We start from the raw sequence: 19,639 nt of genomic DNA, 5'->3' as shown, positions 1-19,639 counted from the left end.
AAGCTGGCGCAGCCCCATGTCCGCAGTGCGCAATCCGTGTACGACCCCGCACGTTTCGCCCCGCGGATGCCTCGTGATCGGAACTGAGGGCAGGGCTTGGGGCGCTTGGAGGTGCCTCATGGGTGCGTATAACCTTGAGCGCCACGCTGCGTCTTGGGGCAGCCCCTGTCAGGCGGGCCGGCTTGCGCGCGGCTCTCTCCGGGTTCTAATATGCGTCATGGATATTTCGTCTGACACAGCAGAGGCCAGTTGCCGCGTCGGGCCGATCCGCGCCAGTTTTGCCCCGGACATGGACCGCTACGAGGTCTCGGGCGTGGAAAAGCGGCGCCACGAATTTCTGACCGGGCGCAGTCTGGCCGAAAATGCGCTGTGTCATATGGGCTGCGCTGACCCGTTTGTGGGGCGTCACCCCGACAGATCTCCGATCTGGCCCGCGGGTTTCTGCGGGTCAATCAGCCACAGCGACCAGCTTTGCGCGGTGATGGTCGGCAAGACGTCCGCCCTGCGTTCAATCGGCGTTGATATCGAGCCGCAAGGTGCGGTGCCGGATGGCCTGCGAGACACGATCTATGGCCCAGGCGATGATCCGGTCGGCAGCGACACCACACTTATCTTCGCGGCGAAAGAAGCGTTCTACAAGATGTGGTACCCGTTGACGGGCGTCTTTCTCGATTTCCCGGAGGTCGGAATTTCCGTGCTTGGGGCCCAAGTGACAGCGCGGCTGCTCACAAGCACCGCGCCTCTGCCGCCGTTGCAGCAAATCCACGGCTGCGTGTCGCACTGCCAAGGACACATCATGGTGGTGTTCGCGCTGGAACAAGCGCCCGGCGCGCAAATCCGTCTCTACGATCAGGTCAGCGCGTTGTGCAAAACCGCAAACGCGCCACCCCGGGACGGGAAAGACAAGCCCCCAGCGGCACCGGGGGCCCATTGGATCACCCGTTGACCACGGCGAGGTCGGGACCGGGCAGGGCAATGTCAAAGACGCCGCGCACGGCATTGGCTGCCTCGGCCCCTTTGGTCACGAAATGCTCGCGGTAGAAATTGGTGAGCAGTTCAGTTTCCTGATAGTTGTGCGGCGTCAGCGAGACTGAAAAGACCGGCACATCGGTGGTCATCTGCGCGTCCATCAGACCTTTGACCACGGCATCGGAGACGAAATCGTGACGGTAGATCCCGCCATCGACGACAAAGGCGGCGGCGACCACGGCGTCATACTTGCCGGTCTGGGCGAGGCGCTTGGCCAGCAGGGGCATTTCAAACGCGCCGGGCACGTCGTAGGCGTCCACTTTCGCGCCGGGCAGCTTGGTCTTCGCCTCGGCGAGGAAACCGTCGTGCGCGCGGTGAACGATATCGGCGTGCCAGCTGGCACGGATGAAGGCGATGCGTTTGGTGCTGTAGTCGGTCATGTCGGAACCCTCCGTTGGATACAAAAGGTCCCAAGGCTTCCGGCCGCACGACAGGGGTAAACCCGCCGTCCGTCGCGTCTCTTCCATCCGGACTTTAACCGTCGGCCCCGGAGTTCCACCGGATCTGCTTGACCCCCGATCCTGTGTGGATCGAAGCGCTCGCGGGCTATCACCGCCGGTGGGGAATTTCACCCCGCCCTGAGAACAGCCTGAACATACATATCCAAAATCGAAAATCCAGCCCTGAAATGATTAGTTTGCAACGACTTCTTCAGCACGGATGCACGCCACCTGCGCGCCGTTTATGTCGCGAAGCGCCGGGCGGGCGTCGGCACAGGCCGCGACGGCGTGCGGACAGCGCCCCTGAAAGAAGCAGCCCTTCGGCAGATTCAGCGGAGAGGGCAGATCGCCGGTGAGAATCTGGGGAATCACCTTAACGTCCGGGTCGGGCACAGGCACCGCCGACAGCAGCGCCTGCGTGTACGGATGCTGGGCGTTGCGGACAACATCGCGGGCGCGTCCCAGCTCCATCATGCCGCCAAGGTACATCACCAGCACGTCGTCGGAGATATGGCGCACGATGCCGATGTCATGCGCGACAAAGATCAGCGTCAGGTTCATTTCGCGTTGCAGGTCGCGCAAGAGGTTCATCACCTGCGCCTGGATGGAGACATCAAGCGCGGAGACAGGTTCGTCACACAGCAGCAGGCGCGGCTCCGCAGCCAGCGCACGGGCGATGCCGATCCGCTGGCATTGCCCGCCGGAGAACTCGTGCGGGTAGCGGTTGGCATTGCGCTGCGGGATGCCGACGCGATCCAGCAGTTCGGTCACGCGGGCCTTGCGATCGGCGGCAGAGCGTTTCGGAAAGAACTGGCGGATCGGCTCTTCGATGGTTTGCTGCACGGTCATGCGCGGGTTGAGCGAGGCCACCGGGTCCTGAAAGATCATCTGCACATTGCGCCGCAGATCGAGCACATTGCGGCGGTCGAGGTAATTCACCTGCTTGCCGTCCAGATGCACGGTGCCGCCGGTCGGCGTGGCCAGACCGGCGATAGCGCGGATGAGGGTGGATTTGCCACAGCCGGATTCCCCGACGATGCCAAGAGTCTTGCCCGCCGCCAGATCAAAGGTGACACCGTTGACGGCGCGCACCTTGTCCGGGGTCTGCCACGGCCAGGGCGCGGAGTTGGTGATGGTGAAATCGACGTGCAGATCACGCACAGAGAGCAAGGTCATGTCAGCTCCTCCACCGGGCGGATGCAGGCGCGTTGACGCGTCTCGCCGGTCAGCTCAGGGACGGTGGCAAAACAGGCGTCCACCGCATCGACGCAGCGCGGCGCAAAGGGACAGCCCGTCAGCGCGCGCATGGTATTGGGCGGCTGGCCGGGAATGGCGTGCAGCTCGCCGTCGTCGTCATGGATGTTGGGCACGGCGCGCAGCAGGCCGCGCGTGTAAGGGTGTTGCGGTTCAGCGAACAGCGCGCGGGTTCCTGCGCGCTCCATCACCTTTCCGGAATACAGCACCAGCGTGTCTTCGCAGGCCCCGGCCACCACGCCCAGATCATGGGTGATCAACAGGATGGACGTGTCGAAATCGCGCCGGATGTCTTCGAGCAGCCGCATGATCTGCGCCTGCACCGTCACGTCAAGCGCGGTCGTCGGCTCATCCGCAAGGATCAGCTTGGGGTTGCACAGCAGCGCCATGGCGATCACGATCCGCTGGCGCATCCCGCCGGAAAACTCGTGCGGATAGCTGCGCAGCCGGTTCTTTGCGTCGGGGATCTGGACGGCATCCATGACCTCGATGACGCGCTGGCGGGCGGCGTCGCCTTTCAGTCCTTCGTGCAGCTCGAGGCTTTCGTTCAGCTGCCGTTCAATGGTCATGTAGGGGTTGAGAGAGCTCATCGGGTCCTGAAAGATCATGGCGATCTCCTTGGCCCGGATCTTGTTCAGCTCGCGCGTCGACATGGCCAGCAGGTCGCGCCCGTTGTACAGGATCTTGCCCGAGGTGCGGGCGTTCTTTGCCAGCAGCCCAAGGATTGACAGCGCGATCTGTGACTTGCCGGAGCCGGACTCGCCCACCAGCGCCTGCGTCTCGCCCCGGCCAATCTGAAACGACACGTCGTTGACAGCATGGACCAGACCATCGGGTGTCTCGAACTGGATCGAGAGGTTTTCAACGGAGAGTAGGGTCATTTAGCGTTCCTTCGGGTCCAGCGCGTCGCGCAGCCCGTCCCCGATGTAGTAAAGCGAAATCTGGTTCACCGCGAAAAACAGCGCCGGGAACAAAAGCTGCCAGAGCGTGCCGTAGGTCATGGTCGAGGCACCTTCGGAAATCAGCGCGCCCCATGAGGTCTGCGGTTCCTGAATGCCCACGCCGAGGAAGCTCACCAGGCTTTCCATCATGATCGCGTCGGGGATGGTGATGGAGGTATAGATCACGATCACCCACAGCATGTTGGGCAGGATATGGCGGGCGATGATCTTGAAATCCGACAGCCCCATCATGCGGGCGGCATCGACAAATTCACGGTTTTTCAGGGTCATGACCTGACCCCGCGTGATCAGCAGCCCGGCGGTCCAGTTGATGAGGATCATCACGAGGATCATCTGCGTGACCGACCGGCCAAAGAACGCCTGCCAGACCACGAAGAAGATGATGTAGGGGATCGACAGGGTGATGTTGTAGGCCGCCATGATGATCTGGTCGGTGCGTCCGCCGTAATACCCGGCGATGGCGCCGAAACACGATCCGATCAGCACCGCCGCCACACCGGCGAGGAACCCCACCATAAGCGAAACGCGCGTGCCCTGCACAACGCGGGCGTAAAGGTCGCGGCCGAGTTCGTCGACGCCGAACCAGTGTCCGTTGTCCAGACGCGGGCCGCCTTCGGTTTCGACGTTGCCCAGCAGGCTCCAGTCGATTTCCTCGATGTTGTACTGCGCGAACAGCCCGCCAAAGATCGCGAACAGAAAGATCGCCAGCAGGAAGACGCAGCCGATCATGGCCATGCGGTTCTTGAAGAATCGCCGCCGCGCATCCGCCCAGAACGATCGGTTTGTGATCATCTCTTCGGCGGCGGCAAGCTCGGCCTGTTCAAACTGGCGGCGCGCGCCAAAGGCGGTGCGCGGATGGTTTTCGGGGCTGTCTGTGGTCTGTGTGTTGGTCATTTCAGGCCACTCCGGACTTTGGGGTCAATGGCGGCGTAGGCCAGATCCACCGCGAGGTTGAGCACGAAGGTCAGCACGGAATACAGGATCGCAAGGCCAAGGATGACCGAGTAATCGCGGGTATAGGCCGCGTCGATAAAGCTTTGCCCGATGCCGCCGGTGCTGAAAAACACGTCGATGAAGACTGATCCCGTGATCATGTAGACGAACACAGGCGACATGTAGGAAATCACCGGCAGCAGCGTGGGCTTCAACGCGTGACGGATCATGATGGTGCGTTCCGGCAGGCCTTTCGCCCGCGCGGTGCGGATGTAGGGCGAGCCCAGCACCTCGAGCAGCGAGGACCGCGTGATGCGGGCGACGTTGGCCAGATACGAGGTGCCAAGCGCCACGGCGGGCATCACGACGTATTCCCATTGACCGCCGTTCCAGCCTCCGCCGGGCAGCAGCCCAAGCGCCAGCGTGAAGGTCAGCACCATCAGCGGCGCAAGCACAAAGTTCGGGAAGATCTGGCTGAAGATGGCAAAGCCGGTCATCACGTAGTCCCAGAAACTGTTCTGGCGCAGCGCGGCGATGACACCCAGTGGAATCCCCAGCACGAGGACGAACACCGCAGACCAGAAGCCGTAAGTCAGCGTCACCGGGAAGCCCGCGGCGATGATATCGTTCACATCGCGGTCCCGCTGCGCAAAGCTGGGGCCAAAATCAAAATTGAAGAAGATGTTCTTCAGATACGTGAAAAGCTGCACATACAGCGGCTGATCAAGGCCGTAGCGTTCCAGCACATTGGCCATGATCGCCGGGGGCAGGGGCCGTTCGGAGGTGAACGGACCGCCCGGCGCCAGCCGCATCAAGAAGAAACAGATGACGATCAGACACAGGATCGTCGGCAGCACCGCAATGGTGCGGCGGAACGTGTATTGCAGCATGACGGGAACCTATCGGTCAGGGAGGAGCCGCCCCCGCGCATCAGGGGGCGGCAACCGGTATCACTCGGCGACTTTGTAGAAGTCCTTCGAGTACATTTTTTGCATCACGTTCTCCATCGGCCAACCCTTCAGGTCGTCCTTCAGCAACATGTTGACAGAGTAGTGGTAGACCGGGATCACCGGCATGTCCTCGGCGAGGATCTGTTCGATCTCGGTATAAAGCGGCGTGGTGTCATGCGAGGATTTCGCCTCGGTCAGCAGCTCATCGACGCGGTCGTTGGAGTACTTCGCATCGTTGTAACCGGAGCTCGACGCGAGCAGATCAAGGAAGGTGGAGGCTTCGTTGTAGTCGCCACACCATGCGCCGCGCGCCATGTCATAGTTCTGGTTGCCCCGGTTTTCGAGGAAGACCTTCCATTCCTGGTTGTCCAGCGTCACCTGCGCGCCCAGCTTCTGCTTCCACATCTGGGTGGCGACGATGGCGATCTGCTTGTGGCTTTCCGACGTGTTGTACAGGTAGGAGAATTCCAGCGGCTCTCCGCCCTTGCCGTAGCCCGCCTCGTTCATCAGATCCATCGCCATCTGGTCACGCTCTGCCTGCGTCATGTCGGCGTAATCGATGTCCGGCATCTCAAAGCCATTGGTGGCGGCGGGGGTGAAGTTGTAGGCGGGGAACTGGCCGCCCTTCAGGACCGCATCCACGATCACATCGCGGTCGATGGCCAGCGCAAGCGCCTTGCGCACGCGCTCGTCCTTGAAGGCCTCGGGCCCCTGATCGGACAGGTTGAAGCTGAAGTAGTAGTTGCACAGACGCGGCACGGCGTAGGCTTCGTCTGGCAGCTCTTCTTTCAGATTTGGGTACTGACCGGCGGGGATGTCGGTCTTGTCCAGTTCGCCGGCCTTGTAGCGGGTCAGGGCCTGGTTCTCATCCCCGATGACCAGCGCAACGACCTTTTCGATCACCGTGTTGTCATTGTCCCAGTAGGTGTCGCTGCGCTCACGTACGAGGCGTTCCTTCTGGACGTGTTCGGTCAGGACATAGGCGCCATTGCTGACCATGTTGCCGGGACGGGTCCAGTCCTGGCCGTGCTCCTCGATCGCCCACTTCGGCGCGGGAAACACGGTGGTGTGGGCCACCATGTCGGCAAAATACGGCAGCGGCTTGGACAGGGTGACCTCAAGCGTGGTGTCATCCAGCGCCTTGACCGCGAGCGTGTCGGGATCCGCCTCGCCTGCGATGATGTCAGCCGCGCCGTCGATGGACATGAGTTCCATGTACCACGCATAGGGGGAGGCCGTTTCCGGCGCCACTGCCCGCTTCCACGCATAGACGAAGTCGCCGGCGGTGACGGGCTTGCCGTCGGACCATTTGGCATCGTCGCGCAGGGTGAAGGTGTAGGTGAGGTTGTCGTCGGAGACCTCATGGCTCAGCGCGACGCCCGGTACGATGTCGCCTTTGGCATCCAGGTTGTAGAGCCCCTCGAACAGGTCGCGCGCCACGGTGGAGCTGTCGACGCCTTCCAGCAGCTGGGGGTCGAGGCTGTCGTATTCGTCCAGCACCCGGTAGGTGTAGGTCTGGTCGTCGGCCAGCGTCGTGCCCTCGGGCACATCGGCGGCAAAGACCGCGGTGGTCAACATGGTGGAGCCGATAAGCGCGGCCAGTGTGAGACGTGTTGTCTTCATTCTTTAACTCCCTGTTTTCGTAGCGTGTAGCGGCGTCACATTCGCATGTGACGTGGCGCCAGAAGCCGGTCCATTGCCTGACGCACGTAGGGCGTTCCAGACGTGGTCCAGTTTTGGTTTGTGATTGTCTCGGCGGCGGTAGACGCGGATTTCCATGTCGGCCTCGAACCGCGCATCCCCGGCGGGCACCAGCGCGCCGGCCTCCAACTCTGCGGCGCAAAACCGGCGCGGCAACCAGCCAAGGCCAAACCCTTCGGAAATCAATGCCTTGACCGAAGAGGACAGCGCGTTCTGGCTGACAAGCAGCGTGTTGGCTATGCCTTCGTGACGTTGCAGGATGTCATCCACGATGGGCCGCAGCACAGAGGCCGAGCCGTAGGAAATCAACGGCGCGCGGGTCTTGTCCCCCGGCAGGCGGAACTGTGGTTGCCCCGCCTCATCCGGTTTCGACACCGGGCTGAAGCGGTCCTTTGCCAGCGTGATGTGTTCAAACCCGCCCTGATCGAGCGGCCGCAGAAATTGCAGCGCCGGGTGCCAGTAGACCATCACCAGATCGACGCTGCCGGACACCAGCGAGGCTGCGAATTTTTCGGCGGGCCAGTCCACCGCGCCAAGGTCCACGGACAGCGCGCCGGTGTCGGCGTGCGGCTGAATGTGTCGGCCATGGTAGGTGGTGTACAGCGACTGGGACGCGGCAAGGCGGATCAGGTTCTCGTCCTCCACCTCTGCCGCCTGACAGCGCTCGATGGTTTCTTCCAACCGGCCAAGCATCGCCACGGCCTGATCGTGAAAAATCTCACCGGCGGGGGTCAGTGACAGGGGCAGCGTTTCGCGGTTGATAAGCGTCGCGCCAATAGCCGCCTCCAACGCGCGGATCCGGCGTGAGAAGGCAGGCTGGCTGACATGGCGCTCTTCGGCTGCGCGAGAGAAACTCTGCGTGGCGGTGAGTGCGATAAAATCCCTGAGCCAGTTGAACTCCACCTTAGACGGCCTCCTTTACACCCGACTCAATCCCTGGTTCCGTTCGACCCTCTTCGACCGCGTGGCAGGCCACAAGGCTTCCGTCGGGTTGGGTGACGCTTGCGGGCTTTTCGACGCGGCATCTTTCGTTGGCCATGGGGCAGCGCGTCTGGAACGGGCACCCTGAGGGCAGGTTGATCGGCGTCGGGATCTCACCCTTGAGGCGAATGTGATTCGGCTTGTCATCCTTGAGCTGCGGCACGGCGGAGAGCAGCGCCTTGGTGTAGGGATGCTTTGGCGCGGCGAACAGCGTGCGGGTGTCAGCCACTTCGCAGATGGAGCCGAGATACAGCACGACGACCTTTGTGCCGAAATGTTCCACCACGGACAGGTCGTGGGTAATGAACAGATAGGTGATGTCGTGCTTTTCCTGCATCTCCAGCATCAGGTTCAGAACCTGCGCCTGAATCGACACGTCCAGCGCCGAGATCGGCTCGTCCGCCACGATGAACTCCGGGTCCACGGTCAGGGCGCGGGCAATGGCGATGCGCTGACGCTGGCCGCCGGACAACTCATGCGAATAGCGCGCCGCCCAGTTGGGATCGACGCCCACGGATTTCATCACGGCGGCGACCTTGTCGCGCACCTCTCCTGCATTGGCGTCCGGGTTATGATACTTCGTCGGCTCTTCCAGCGTCTGCCCGATGGTCATGCGGGGGTTGAGCGAGGCGTAAGGGTTCTGGAACACCATCTGGATCTTCTTGCGAATGGGCAGCAGGTCGCGCCCTTTCAGCGTATCGATCCGCTGGCCGTCATAGGTGATGGAGCCGCCAGACGGTTGCAGCAGGTTGGCCACCATGCGTGCGACGGTGGATTTGCCACAGCCGGATTCCCCCACGACGCAGACGGCCTCCCCCCGACCGATGTCAAAGGAGATGTCGTTGACCGCATGCACGGAGGTCGTGTCGCGCACGATTTTGCCGCCACGAAACTTCAGGCTTTCGAGAAATCCGCTGTCCACGTCGAACCGCTTTTCCAGATTGCGGATTTGCAGCAAGGCGCCGGTGTCTTTGGGGGTCATTGGGCCGCCTCCGATGTAAGGTCCGATTGCAGGCGTTGCACCTCGTGGCAGGCGACTTCCACGTCGGCGTACTGCACCACTTTGGGCATGGTCGTGCGACACAGGTCGTTGGCCAGCGGGCAGCGCGGGTGGAATGGACAACCCGATGGCATGGCGTTGAGCGACGGCATCGAGCCGGGGATCTGTTTCAGGCGCGATCCCGGCGGGGTCTGTTGCGGCAGCGCGTTGATCAGCCCTTGGGTATAGGGGTGCTGCGGGTCATTGATGATCGACCGGGTCTTGCCCGCCTCGATGATGCGGCCCGCGTACATGACCAGCGTGCGTTCCGTCACCTGTGACACGACGCCAAGGTCATGGGTGATCAGCATCAGCCCCACCATGTTCGACCGGCACATCTCCAGCAGCAGTTCCATGATGTCGGCCTGGATCGTCACGTCAAGCGCGGTGGTCGGCTCGTCCGCGATGATAAGCTGCGGGTCGAGCAGCAGCGCCATGGCGATCACGATCCGCTGGCGCATCCCGCCGGACAATTCGTGCGGATACTGGTCCAGCCGCGCCTCGGGTGAGGGGATGTAGACCTCCTTGAGCTTGACCGTGGCGATCTGGCGGGCCTCTTCGTGGGACAGCTTGCGGTGGGCGCGGAGCGTTTCCACCATCTGCTGACCGATGGTCAGCACGGGGTTCAGCGTGACCATCGGATCCTGAAAGATCATCGCCATCCGGTTGCCGCGCAACGATCGTTGCTCTCGGGCGGACATCTTCAGAACGTCCTTGCCTTCGAACAGGACTTGCCCGCCGTCGATGTAGCCGGGGCGGGACAGCAGGTTCATCATGGCAAAGCCGGTGATCGACTTGCCCGCGCCGGATTCACCCACCACGCCCACGCGTTCGCCGCGCGCAATGTCGAAGGAGATGCCGTTCAGCGCGGTGACAGACTGGCCGCGGTTCGAGAATTTGACGGTAAGGTCACGGACGGAAAGCAGGCTCATGTCATCACCCCTTGTAGAGTTTCGGGTTGAGCACATCACGCACCCAGTCGCCCAGCAGGTTGATGACCAGCACCAGCACCACCAGCACCACGCCGGGGATCACGGTGATCCACCACGAACCAGACAGGATGTAGTCGAAGCCTGCGGAAATCAGCGATCCAAGCGAGGGCTGCGACGGTGGCATCCCAAGGCCAAGGAACGACAGAGAGGCTTCGGAGATAATCGCGTTGGCCACCTGCACCGTGGAGATCACAAAAATCGGCGACAGCGAATTCGGCAGGATGTGGCGCACCATGATGCGACCGGGGCCAAAGCCAAGGACACGCACGGAATCGACGTATTCCTTTTTCTTTTCCGCCAGAACGGTGGCGCGCACGGTGCGGGCGTATTGCGGCCACTCCGCCACGCCGATCACCGCGATCAAAAAGAAGACGGCGTATTGCGCAAACACCTCGGACCCGAACAGCGCCTGCGTCAGTGCCAGGAAGATGATGGCCACCATAAGCGTCGAAAACGACAACTGAATGTCTGCGAGGCGCATCAGGATGCTGTCCGTGCGCCCGCCCACGTAGCCAGAGATCAGGCCGATGGAAATGCCGAGGAACGCTTGCACCACCACGGCGCACAGGCCGATCATCAGCGACAGGCGCGTGCCGTAGAGGATCGTGGACCACAAATCGCGGCCCTGGTCATCGGTGCCCAGCCAGAACCCCGGCAGCGATCCGTCCACCCACGCGGGCGGGTATTCGCTGTTCATGATGTCGATGGAGGCCGGATCATAGGGGTCAAACGGGGCCAGCACCGGGGCCAGCAGCGCCAGCGCCGTGATGATCACAAAGACCGCCAGCGACACGATGGCCACCGGGTTGCGGCGAAAGCTGTAGCCAATGTTGCCCTGCCAGATCTCCTTGAGGCGGGACGGGCGGCGCGCGATCAGCACGGGATTTTCAGCGGATTGGTCGGTCATGCGCCCAGCCTCGCGAGTTTGACGGTGGGATTGACCAACCCGTAGATCAGGTCGACGATTGTGTTTGTCACCACGAAGATAAAGCCGACGACGATCAGGTAAGCCACGATCAGGGGCGTATCGACGCGGTTCACGGCCTCAAGGAACATGGACCCCATGCCCGGCCAGCTGAACACGGTTTCGGTCAGGATGGTGTAGGCAACCATGGTGCCGATCTGCACGCCGCCCACGGTGATGACGGGCAGCAGCGTGTTTTTCAAAGCGTGGACAAAGTAGATGCGCCATGGTGCGATGCCCTTGGCCTTGGCAAAGCGGACGTATTCCGATTGCAGCACTTCCATCATCTCGGCCCGGATCAGCCGGATGAACATGGGCAGCATGATGGACGACAGCGCGATCGACGGCATGATGATATGCGCCCAGCCGTCCACGGTCAGGAAATTCGTGTCCCAGTAGCCGATCACATGCACCGTTTCGCCGCGGCCGAACGACGGGGCCCAGCCCAATTCGACCGAAAACAGGTAGATCATCAGGATGGCGGTCAGGAACACCGGGATGGAAATGCCGATGATGGAAATCGCCATGATGGCGCGGCTGATCCATGAATTCGGCTTGATCGCTGTATAGACGCCAAGCGGCACGGACAGCCCGACAATGATCAGCGTCGCGCCAAACACCAGCTCCAGCGTGGCGGGCAGCTTTTTCAGGATCACGTCGACGGCGGGCTCCTTGAAGAAATACGAGGTGCCGAGGTCGCCCTGCAGCGCGTTGCCGAGGAACCGCCAGTATTGCACCAGAAAGGGATCGTTCAGCCCCAGATCGTCGCGCAGCTCCTGGCGGACTTCCTCTGACACGGACTGGCCCACCAGTTCGCGGAGGGGATCACCGAGATTGCCCTGAATGGCAAAGCCGATCAGGGAAATCACCAGCATCACGGCGATGGCCTGAAAGACTCGTTTGACGAGGTAGGCGAACATGAATGGCGGTCCTCTTGGAGTTCTTGGCCGGAATGTCCCGGCAGATGTGCACGCGGGCCATGGTTCAGTCACTCAAACCATGGCCCGCGGCAGTCATCGAGGGGCAGTACCCCCGCGAAAGTCGATTACTCGGAGACGACCAGATCGCCGAAGTAAGGGAAGTTCAGCGCGTTCACGATTTCATCCGCGTTCATGCCGTCCTTCGCGCCCCAGGCAAGGTCCTGCCAATGCAGCGGGATAAAGGCCGCTTCGTCGAACAGCAGCTGCTCCAGCTCTTGCAGGAGGGCGGCGCGCGCTTCCGGGTCGGTTTCGTTGTTGGCCTTGACCATCAGTGCGTCGGCTTCTTCGTTGCAGAAGTTGCCGGAGTTGTACTGGCCGTTGCCGGTCTCTTCGTCCGGGCAGGCGGTCAGGAACTGGTGGAAGTTGGCCGAATCCTCGGTGTCCGAGTGCCAGCCGATCATCATGATGTCCGCAGCGCGTGCATCGAATTCCGGCCAGTATTGCGCTTTCGGCAGGGTCTGAAGGTCGACCGTGATGCCGATCTGGCTCAGCATCGAGGACACCGCCTGCGCGATCTTGTCGTCGTTCACATAGCGGTTGTTCGGCGCCATCATGGTGATGGAAAAGCCATCCTCGTAGCCTGCTTCGGCCATCAGTTCCTTGGCCTTCGCCACGTCATAGCGCGGTTCCATGCCCTCGACGTGGCCTGCGTAGCCCACCGGGGAAGCCTGCGCCGCCACGGTGCCGAAGCCGCGCATGATGCGGTCCACGATGCCCGCGTTGTTCACGGCATAGTCGACGGCCATGCGAACTTTGGGGTCCTTGAAGGCTTCGACACGCTCCTGGTTCATCTGAAGGGTGATGATGCGCGTGCCGGGCATGGTGATCAGGTTCACGCCGTCGGCATCTTCGAGACGCTTGAGGTCGGTCGGCGGCACCGGCGCGATGAAGTCCACGTCGCCGGACAGCAGGGCCGCCACGCGCGTCGGGTCTTCCTTGATCGGGGTCAGGACGATCTCGTCAACGTTGCCCTCGGATTCAGTGTCCCAGTAGCCGTCAAAACGGTCGAAAGTGACCTTCACGCCCTGCTCACGTTCGGACACTGTAAACGGGCCGGTGCCGGAGATGTTGCGCGAGGCAAAGCTGTCGCCGTGCTTGACCACTTCGGCCTTGTCGGCACCGTCTTCGGTCTCGCCGGTATAGAACTCGGAATCCATCGCGAAGAGATAGGTCGCGGTGTGCAGAACGAGCGGGTAGGGCTCGGCTGTCTTCAGATCAACGGTGTAATCGTCCACCACCTCGATACCGGTGAAGGGGGCGAAAATGCCCTTGAAATCGGGGGATTGCTTGATGCGGTCAAAGGTCCATTCGATGTCCTTGGCGGTCATCTCGTTGCCGGAGTGGAACTTGACGCCTTCGCGCAGATTGAAGCGCATGGTGGTGTCGTCGATCTGTTCCCAGCTGTCCGCCAGACGGCCTTCGAATTGCAGGTCCTGCGTCCAGCGCACCAGCGGGTCAAAAACCATGTGGTTGAGCTGCAGCGTACCACCGGAAAGCTGCTCATACGGGTCGAGCGATACCGGGTCCGCGTCATAGGCAACATTGACACTGATTTCGGCGTGGGCGGTTCCTGCAAAGGCGGTCGCCAGCGCCGTGGCTGCAACGCAAGATTTTAGAAATGACATGAAGGGCTCCCTGATTTTTTGATGGTCGGAGCGTAAGGAGCAGCGTTGACGATATGCAAATGCCGATGCTGCATGAGGTGATGCGTGGTGGGCATGAGCGAAATGCATACCCGAAATAAGACGTTTTATCAGTCTGTTACCAGAAGTCCTCACGGCAACGGATGAACCATTAAACGCCTGGTGACGCATCGTCACAGCCAGTTTGATCAAAAAACAGGCGACGCAGTCATGATCCTTGGCAAGGACTCAGCCAGCAAATACCGTCTCGGCGCGCAGGACCACCTCTGCAGCAGCACGCGCATCTTCGCCGGCGTCATGGTGGCGGAAGGACAAACCGAGGTGCTGTTTCAGGGACGCCAGCCCGTGCCCGCCGTTTCCCTTCAGCTCTGGCCAGGCCTTGCGCGCCACCTGTACGCTGTCGCGCCATTGCCAGTCCGGGGCGTCGCGCTGATGGGTTTTGCAGGCGGCGGCGATGGCCGCGCGGTCAAATCCGGAATGCTGGTAAATCACGTGGTCGCTCAACGGATCTTCAAGCAGGTCGATCACATCGCAGATCAGTGGCGCGCCGAGAACATGGCTGCCGGTGATGCCATGGATCCGGGTGCAGGACCAATCGTCGGTTTGAGGATCAACAAAACATGTCCATGTTTCGATCTGGCCGGAATGTCGCACCCCTGCGAGGCCCATCTGGCAGATACTCCCGCGTTGATTGTTCGCTGTCTCGACGTCGAGCGCAAAGAATCGAAAGGGCCCGCTCGGCAGCGGTGGCAGGACGGAACGCATTGAAGGCATGGTGAAATCCTCGGAGTGGACGGCACGCGTATAAAGCAATTCCAGCGGCGCTCCAAGGTCACGGCTGGCAGAGACCCCTTCAATATCAATCATATGGTAAGGGTTGTGTATTTTAGTCACTTGCAAATAATGTCTCTGGTTTTTGCGGGAACCAAATGTGCTGTATCCCGTTTCACACCCACTATTCGCCATGACAGGAGCCAGCAGGTGACGTTTGAAACGCCGAAAGTGAATACAGGTACGGTCCTTGTGCTGGACGATGAGGCACTGATTGCGATGGATCTCGCCGCCACGGTCGAGGATTGCGGCCTGAATGTGCTTGGTCCGGCGTTCAGCATGCAGCAGGCGTTTGAATTGATCGAAGGCTCGACACCCGAACTTGCCCTTCTCGACATCAACATCGGCAAGGAACAAGTCTGGCCTTTGGCGCGCGAATTGCGCGACCGTGGCGTTGGCCTTGTGTTTATCAGCGGCGACCTGAGCCCGGCGAACCTGCAGGCAGAATTTCACGACGCGCCCCGTCTGCACAAACCGGCCCTGCCGCAGCAAGTCTGCGAAGCGCTTGACAGCTACGAAGTCAAGACACCGACCGCCGCCGAGTAACCTCAGGTTGCTGTGTAGGGAATCGTCAGCGTCCGTTCAAAGCCGTTTTCCGTCGCAGCGCCTGACACCGACCCCTGCAACTGATGCGCGGTCGCCTCCACAAGGGAGGTGCCAAAACCGGGTCTTTCGGTCATCTGATCCGTGCGTCCAGTTTCGATCCACCGAATATGCGCAGTTGCGGCTTGGACACTGACCGTGATGCTCAGCTTGCCATCGGGCAAGGACAAAGCGCCATATTTCGTGGAATTTGTACCCCACTCATGCAGGATCAGCGCCAGCGATGTGATCTGATCGACTTGAATCTCCAGATCAGGTCCCGACAGCTTGATCGTCTGCGACGACAGCGACGGTCGCAGGACAGTTTGCACGAGCTCGTGCAGCATGGCGTGCTGCACATCGGCCCCGTTGTTGGTCAGGCCGTGGCTTTCGGCCAGCGCGCGGATGCGGGAACGCAGGCTGATCGCAAAGGCTGACACGTCTTCTGCCTCGCGCGATGAAATCGAAATCAGCGCAGAGATGATGGCGAAAAGGTTCTTCACCCGGTGGTTCATCTCGCGGATCATCAGTTCCCGCTGGTCCAGCAGGTCTCGTTCGGCGGTGACATCATAGGTCACGCCGACGAATTTGTTGCTGTTGTCACGCTCGAACCGGCGACCCATGCCGTGCAGCCAACGAACGCGGCCATCGGCCAGTTCAATAGAGAACGTCTCGTTGAAATCACGCGTGCCGTTCATGGATTGGCGGAGCGCCTGGTTCACGCGATCACGGTCTTCCGAGCGCAGCCGGGCAAGGAGCGGCTCCATCCGGTCGTCGAAATCTGCACCCAGATCGAGCAGTTTGCGCTCGGTTTCGTCGATGCGGATGACGTCGGTTTCAGGCTCGTATTCCCAAATACCGATGCGCGCCACTTCGAGCGCCAGCCGCAAGCGTTGACGTTCCTCTTCGAGGCTTTGCTCCAGACGCAGCGCTTCGGTGACGTCTGCCAACACCAGCGTTGCACCGTCATATTCACCATCCTGGCGCCGGTAGGGCAGAGTGCGCGCGACGAAATCCCGCTGCATTGCCTTGGAGGAAATACGGAATTCGCTGGTTTCCGCCTTACCCACGGCCTTGTTCAACGGCGAGATCAGATTGGTGTCATCCAGTTCGCCGGACACGTCCGAGAAAAGGCGCCCCACGTGCTGGCTTTTGAGATTGAACAGTTCGGCGGCTGCTTCGGTAAAGCTGCGGATGCGGACCTCGGCGTCGACCACCACAACCACGAGCTCGGTGGAATTGAAGAAGTTCGACAGGTCGGAGTTGGCCATCATCAACTGGTCGACCTTGTTCTTCAGTTCGTCGTTGACCGTCGTCAACTCTTCGTTCGTCGACTGAAGCTCCTCGTTCATCGACATCATTTCTTCGTTCGAGCTTTTGAGTTCCTCGTTGGTGGTCTCAAGCTCTTCGACGGTGGTGTTCAGCCGATGACGGGTCGCTTGCAGCTCCTGCTCAAGGTAGCGCAGGTGGCTCTCATCAGGGGCAACTTCCTCGAAACCATCGGGCACGCCGGGAACCATGTCGCCGGTTTCACGGATCACCACCAGCAGCGCGCCTTCTTCGCGCAACGGTTCGCACATCACATCGCAAGGAAGCGTGCCAAAGCCGGTCTGCACCTCGACGCCCCGCGAAATCAGGCGTCGCTGATTGGTGTTGGCGTCGCGGACAAGGCCGCCGATGACTTCGCGCAGGCCAAGCTTGGCCAGGCTGGGCACATGCACCTGACGGTCCGTCCGATCCGGAAAATCCAGGAATTTCGAAAGGTTACCGTAGCGTTGAATGAGGTTCCCACTGGGGTCGAGCAACATGCTGACAGGTGCGTAGGCCTCTGCAAGGCGGCGCAACGCCTGTTGTTCGAAACTATCCTCGGGCAGGCTCTGAGGCACCTGACCATGACGTTCGCGGCTGGCCGTTTGACGGGTCCCGCGCCGTTTCGGAAGGCGCAGATTATAGCGACCTATCGCAGGTTTGCGCTTGAACAGACGGTGCGTCTGGTCCTCGGTCTGGAACAGATCCTCAAAACGGCCAATCGCTTCCGAGGAGCCAAGGAACAGGTATCCCTCTTCGCTCAGCGCGAAATGCAGCAGCGGCACGACCTCGCGCTGCAGATCCTCATCGAAATAGATCAAAAGGTTGCGGCAGGACACAAGGTCCATCTTGGGGAAGGGCGGGTCCTTGATAAGGCTGTGCAGGCTGAACCGGACCATATCCCGAACGGACTGGGTCACCGAAAAGCTGGAATTGTTGTTCACGGTGTAGCGGTTGCGCAGGTGTTCGGGGATGTCCGGCAGCGCGGCCAGCGGATACGTCCCGCCGCGCGCAATATCGAGCATCTTGGCGTCGATGTCCGTGGCAAACACTTGCGCGCGCACGGACTTGCCACTTTTCATTATGTTGTGATGCAGCAGCATCGCGATGGAGTAGGCCTCCTCGCCACTGGAACATCCCGCGACCCAGACGCGAATGCTGCCTTCAGGCTCACAGCTGTCGATCAGCGGTTGGATGACCTTGGTTTCCAGCCGTTCAAATTCGCCGGGATCGCGGAAAAATCGGGTGACGTTGATCAGCAGGTCGGAAAACAGGGCCGAGCGTTCCTCGCTGTCGCGGCGCACTCTGTCGAGGTAATCCTTGGGCGATTCCAGTCCCAACACCTGCATCCGGCGGGCAATGCGCCGCGACAGGGTGGACCGTTTGTACATCGAGAAATCATGCCCCAACGTGTCCGAAATCGTATCGCAGATATCGGTGATATGGTCGAAAATCTCGTTCGAATTTTCGTCGTCGGGCAGGTCTTTTCCGTATTTGAAGAAGCGTCCAAGCACGCTCAGGATATCGCTGGGATGCGTCACGAAGTCTGCCAGACCCGTACCAATCGCCGACGTCGGCATCCCGTCGTAGCTGGCGCTTTCGGGGGTCTGCACCACGCACAGCCCGCCGTGCTCCTTGATGGCCCGCAGGCCGCGCGTGCCGTCCGCACCGGTGCCAGACAGGATGACACAGGCCGACTGAGGTCCGATGTCAATGGCGAGCGCCTCAAAGAAATCGTCGATGGGACGGCGCAATCCGCGCGGATCAGTGAATTCGGTCAGTTGCAGGGTGCCGTCATGGACAGACAGACCATGTCCGGGCGGGATGACATAGATGTGGTTCTCTTCGAGGTCCTCGCCGCCACAGGCCTGCGTCACCGTCATGTTGGTGTAGCGCTCAATCAACTGCGCCATGAGCGATTCATGGTTCGGATCGAGGTGCTGGATCACCACGAAGGCCATCCCCGGCATGCCATCGCCGGACTTTCCAGAGAACAACTCCCGCAACGCTTCCAAGCCACCGGCGGAGGCGCCAACGCCAATCACAGGGAAAGTGTTTTTCATCTTCTCAGTAATCCAGTCGGACCCGTGCGATCAAAGCAGTTGTATTGGCCATAATAGGATAACTGGCCATGATATCGTATTGCGACGGGTTCAGAACATCGTGAAGCGTACGCACGTCGCGGGTCAGCAATTCGGCATACTTTGTGGCCGAGGCCGCGGTGGCGCGGCTGATATCGAACTGCGATGCCAGCACAAACGACGTCTCGCCGTCTTTCACCAGCTTGGACATGTAGACAAGGTTAACGAATTCAGTGCCATCCTTACGCACGTTCGGCACGATGAACTGCTCGTCCTTGGGTCCTTCGGAATACAGGAAGGTGTGCATTCTTTTGCGCACCGGGCCTGCGCCCTCCTTTGGCTGAAGAAATCGGCAATTGCGCCCGATGATTTCGTCGCGATCGTAACCGGTGATGGACAGGAACCTGTCGTTCGCAGCAACCAGCGGGCAATCCTCTTCCCCCATGTCTCCGACACATATGGCAATGGAACTTCTCGCCAACAAGTCGGCAATGGGGTCAGGAAGAGACATCAGGCATGGATCCGAAAGCTGGCAGAAGGCTTGATTGCGGGCAGACGCCATTTTGCCGTGTTCTGCCGCGGGTGCAAGTCGCACCTTGCGTAAACTGGCTTAAATTTGCCCGCCACCGGGGTGGCAGGACAAGTCTTGTCAGACCTGATTGTCAGGCACTTCGACAACCAGTCCATCCATCTCTTCTGTAAGGACGATCTGGCAGGACAGGCGGCTGGTCTCACGCGGGTCGACGCCGAATTCGATCATCATCTGTTCGTTGTCATCAGGTGCCCCGACGCGCGCGAACCAGTCCGCGTCGAGATGCACCATGCACGTCGCGCAGGAGCAGCCGCCACCGCAAGCCGCCACAACACCGGCGATGCCGTTGCGTGTCGCCGCCTCCATCAGAGAAATTCCGGCCGGGGCCTGCACCACCGTCCGGGTGTCGGCTTCGAGAAAGGTCACTGTGGGCATAC

General features: G+C 60.9%; 18 protein-coding genes and 1 riboswitch. Of the genes, 2 read left to right on the top strand and 16 right to left on the bottom strand.

The annotated features are described in order from the left end of the window. The first annotated feature begins 217 nt into the window (after positions 1-217). Positions 218-946, top strand: coding sequence for a 4'-phosphopantetheinyl transferase family protein (locus GGQ68_RS18155; RefSeq protein WP_183968501.1), 729 nt, complete (start codon positions 218-220; stop codon positions 944-946). Here GGQ68_RS18155 and GGQ68_RS18150 read toward each other — a convergent pair. The 13 genes from GGQ68_RS18150 to GGQ68_RS18090 all read right to left on the bottom strand — a co-directional run bounded on the left by GGQ68_RS18150 (position 936) and on the right by GGQ68_RS18090 (position 14,735). Continuing rightward, entirely contained in the window at positions 936-1,409 is a 474-nt protein-coding gene (locus GGQ68_RS18150) for a 6,7-dimethyl-8-ribityllumazine synthase (protein ID WP_183968499.1), read from the bottom strand. The genes GGQ68_RS18155 and GGQ68_RS18150 overlap by 11 nt on opposite strands. A 71-nt stretch (positions 1,410-1,480) precedes the next feature. Then, positions 1,481-1,619, bottom strand: a riboswitch (FMN riboswitch). Positions 1,620-1,661: 42 nt separating this feature from the next. Continuing rightward, on the bottom strand, positions 1,662-2,645 hold the full coding sequence (locus GGQ68_RS18145; RefSeq protein WP_183968497.1) for an ABC transporter ATP-binding protein: 984 nt from the start codon (positions 2,643-2,645) through the stop codon (positions 1,662-1,664). After that, the gene (locus GGQ68_RS18140) at positions 2,642-3,604 is read right to left on the bottom strand and encodes an ABC transporter ATP-binding protein (RefSeq protein ID WP_183968495.1); all 963 of its coding nucleotides are present in this window, start codon (positions 3,602-3,604) and stop codon (positions 2,642-2,644) included. The genes GGQ68_RS18145 and GGQ68_RS18140 overlap by 4 nt, the downstream gene beginning before the upstream one ends. Further along, positions 3,605-4,579 (bottom strand): ABC transporter permease, encoded by a 975-nt coding sequence (locus GGQ68_RS18135; protein ID WP_246429422.1) that lies wholly within the window; start codon positions 4,577-4,579, stop codon positions 3,605-3,607. Beyond that, the gene (locus tag GGQ68_RS18130; protein WP_183968493.1) at positions 4,576-5,508 is read right to left on the bottom strand and encodes an ABC transporter permease subunit; all 933 of its coding nucleotides are present in this window, start codon (positions 5,506-5,508) and stop codon (positions 4,576-4,578) included. The genes GGQ68_RS18135 and GGQ68_RS18130 overlap by 4 nt, the downstream gene beginning before the upstream one ends. 60 nt (positions 5,509-5,568) lie before the next feature. Continuing rightward, positions 5,569-7,191, bottom strand: a complete 1,623-nt coding sequence (locus tag GGQ68_RS18125) for a peptide ABC transporter substrate-binding protein (protein ID WP_183968491.1) — start codon at positions 7,189-7,191, stop codon at positions 5,569-5,571. Between the two features lie 3 nt (positions 7,192-7,194). Further along, a complete protein-coding gene (locus GGQ68_RS18120) occupies positions 7,195-8,172 on the bottom strand; it encodes a LysR family transcriptional regulator (RefSeq protein WP_183968489.1) in 978 nt (325 codons plus the stop codon). Between the two features lies 1 nt (position 8,173). After that, positions 8,174-9,232 (bottom strand): ABC transporter ATP-binding protein, encoded by a 1,059-nt coding sequence (locus tag GGQ68_RS18115; RefSeq protein ID WP_183968487.1) that lies wholly within the window; start codon positions 9,230-9,232, stop codon positions 8,174-8,176. Continuing rightward, positions 9,229-10,221 (bottom strand): ABC transporter ATP-binding protein, encoded by a 993-nt coding sequence (locus tag GGQ68_RS18110; RefSeq protein WP_183968485.1) that lies wholly within the window; start codon positions 10,219-10,221, stop codon positions 9,229-9,231. The genes GGQ68_RS18115 and GGQ68_RS18110 overlap by 4 nt, the downstream gene beginning before the upstream one ends. Before the next feature lie 4 nt (positions 10,222-10,225). Next, positions 10,226-11,188: an ABC transporter permease gene (locus tag GGQ68_RS18105; protein ID WP_183968483.1), complete on the bottom strand. Its 963-nt coding sequence runs from the start codon at positions 11,186-11,188 to the stop codon at positions 10,226-10,228. Then, the gene (locus tag GGQ68_RS18100) at positions 11,185-12,165 is read right to left on the bottom strand and encodes an ABC transporter permease (protein ID WP_183968482.1); all 981 of its coding nucleotides are present in this window, start codon (positions 12,163-12,165) and stop codon (positions 11,185-11,187) included. Before GGQ68_RS18100 ends, GGQ68_RS18105 begins: the two co-directional genes overlap by 4 nt. A gap of 125 nt (positions 12,166-12,290) precedes the next feature. Continuing rightward, positions 12,291-13,850 (bottom strand): ABC transporter substrate-binding protein, encoded by a 1,560-nt coding sequence (locus tag GGQ68_RS18095; RefSeq protein WP_183968480.1) that lies wholly within the window; start codon positions 13,848-13,850, stop codon positions 12,291-12,293. A 246-nt stretch (positions 13,851-14,096) separates the two neighbouring features. Next, positions 14,097-14,735 (bottom strand): exonuclease domain-containing protein, encoded by a 639-nt coding sequence (locus tag GGQ68_RS18090; protein ID WP_246429421.1) that lies wholly within the window; start codon positions 14,733-14,735, stop codon positions 14,097-14,099. Between the two features lie 114 nt (positions 14,736-14,849). On the opposite strand from GGQ68_RS18090, the gene GGQ68_RS18085 reads away from it, so the two are divergent. Beyond that, positions 14,850-15,245 (top strand): response regulator, encoded by a 396-nt coding sequence (locus GGQ68_RS18085; protein WP_183968478.1) that lies wholly within the window; start codon positions 14,850-14,852, stop codon positions 15,243-15,245. Between the two features lie 2 nt (positions 15,246-15,247). Here GGQ68_RS18085 and GGQ68_RS18080 read toward each other — a convergent pair whose 3' ends face one another. The 3 genes from GGQ68_RS18080 to GGQ68_RS18070 form a co-directional block, all read right to left on the bottom strand. Continuing rightward, positions 15,248-18,652 carry a CheR family methyltransferase gene (locus GGQ68_RS18080; protein ID WP_183968476.1) on the bottom strand — a complete coding sequence of 1,135 codons (3,405 nt, stop codon included), beginning with the start codon at positions 18,650-18,652 and terminating at the stop codon, positions 15,248-15,250. Between the two features lie 4 nt (positions 18,653-18,656). Continuing rightward, positions 18,657-19,115, bottom strand: coding sequence for a PAS domain-containing protein (locus GGQ68_RS18075; RefSeq protein WP_183968474.1), 459 nt, complete (start codon positions 19,113-19,115; stop codon positions 18,657-18,659). A 204-nt stretch (positions 19,116-19,319) separates the two neighbouring features. Continuing rightward, complete coding sequence (locus GGQ68_RS18070; RefSeq protein WP_183968472.1) at positions 19,320-19,637, bottom strand: 2Fe-2S iron-sulfur cluster-binding protein; 318 nt, start codon at positions 19,635-19,637, stop codon at positions 19,320-19,322. Between the last annotated feature and the right edge of the window lie 2 nt (positions 19,638-19,639).

Source organism: Sagittula marina (genome assembly GCF_014196795.1).
GTDB classification, from domain to species: domain Bacteria; phylum Pseudomonadota; class Alphaproteobacteria; order Rhodobacterales; family Rhodobacteraceae; genus Sagittula; species Sagittula marina.
Note: the sequence above shows the minus strand (reverse complement) of the source record. Positions and strands in the feature narration are given on the sequence as shown.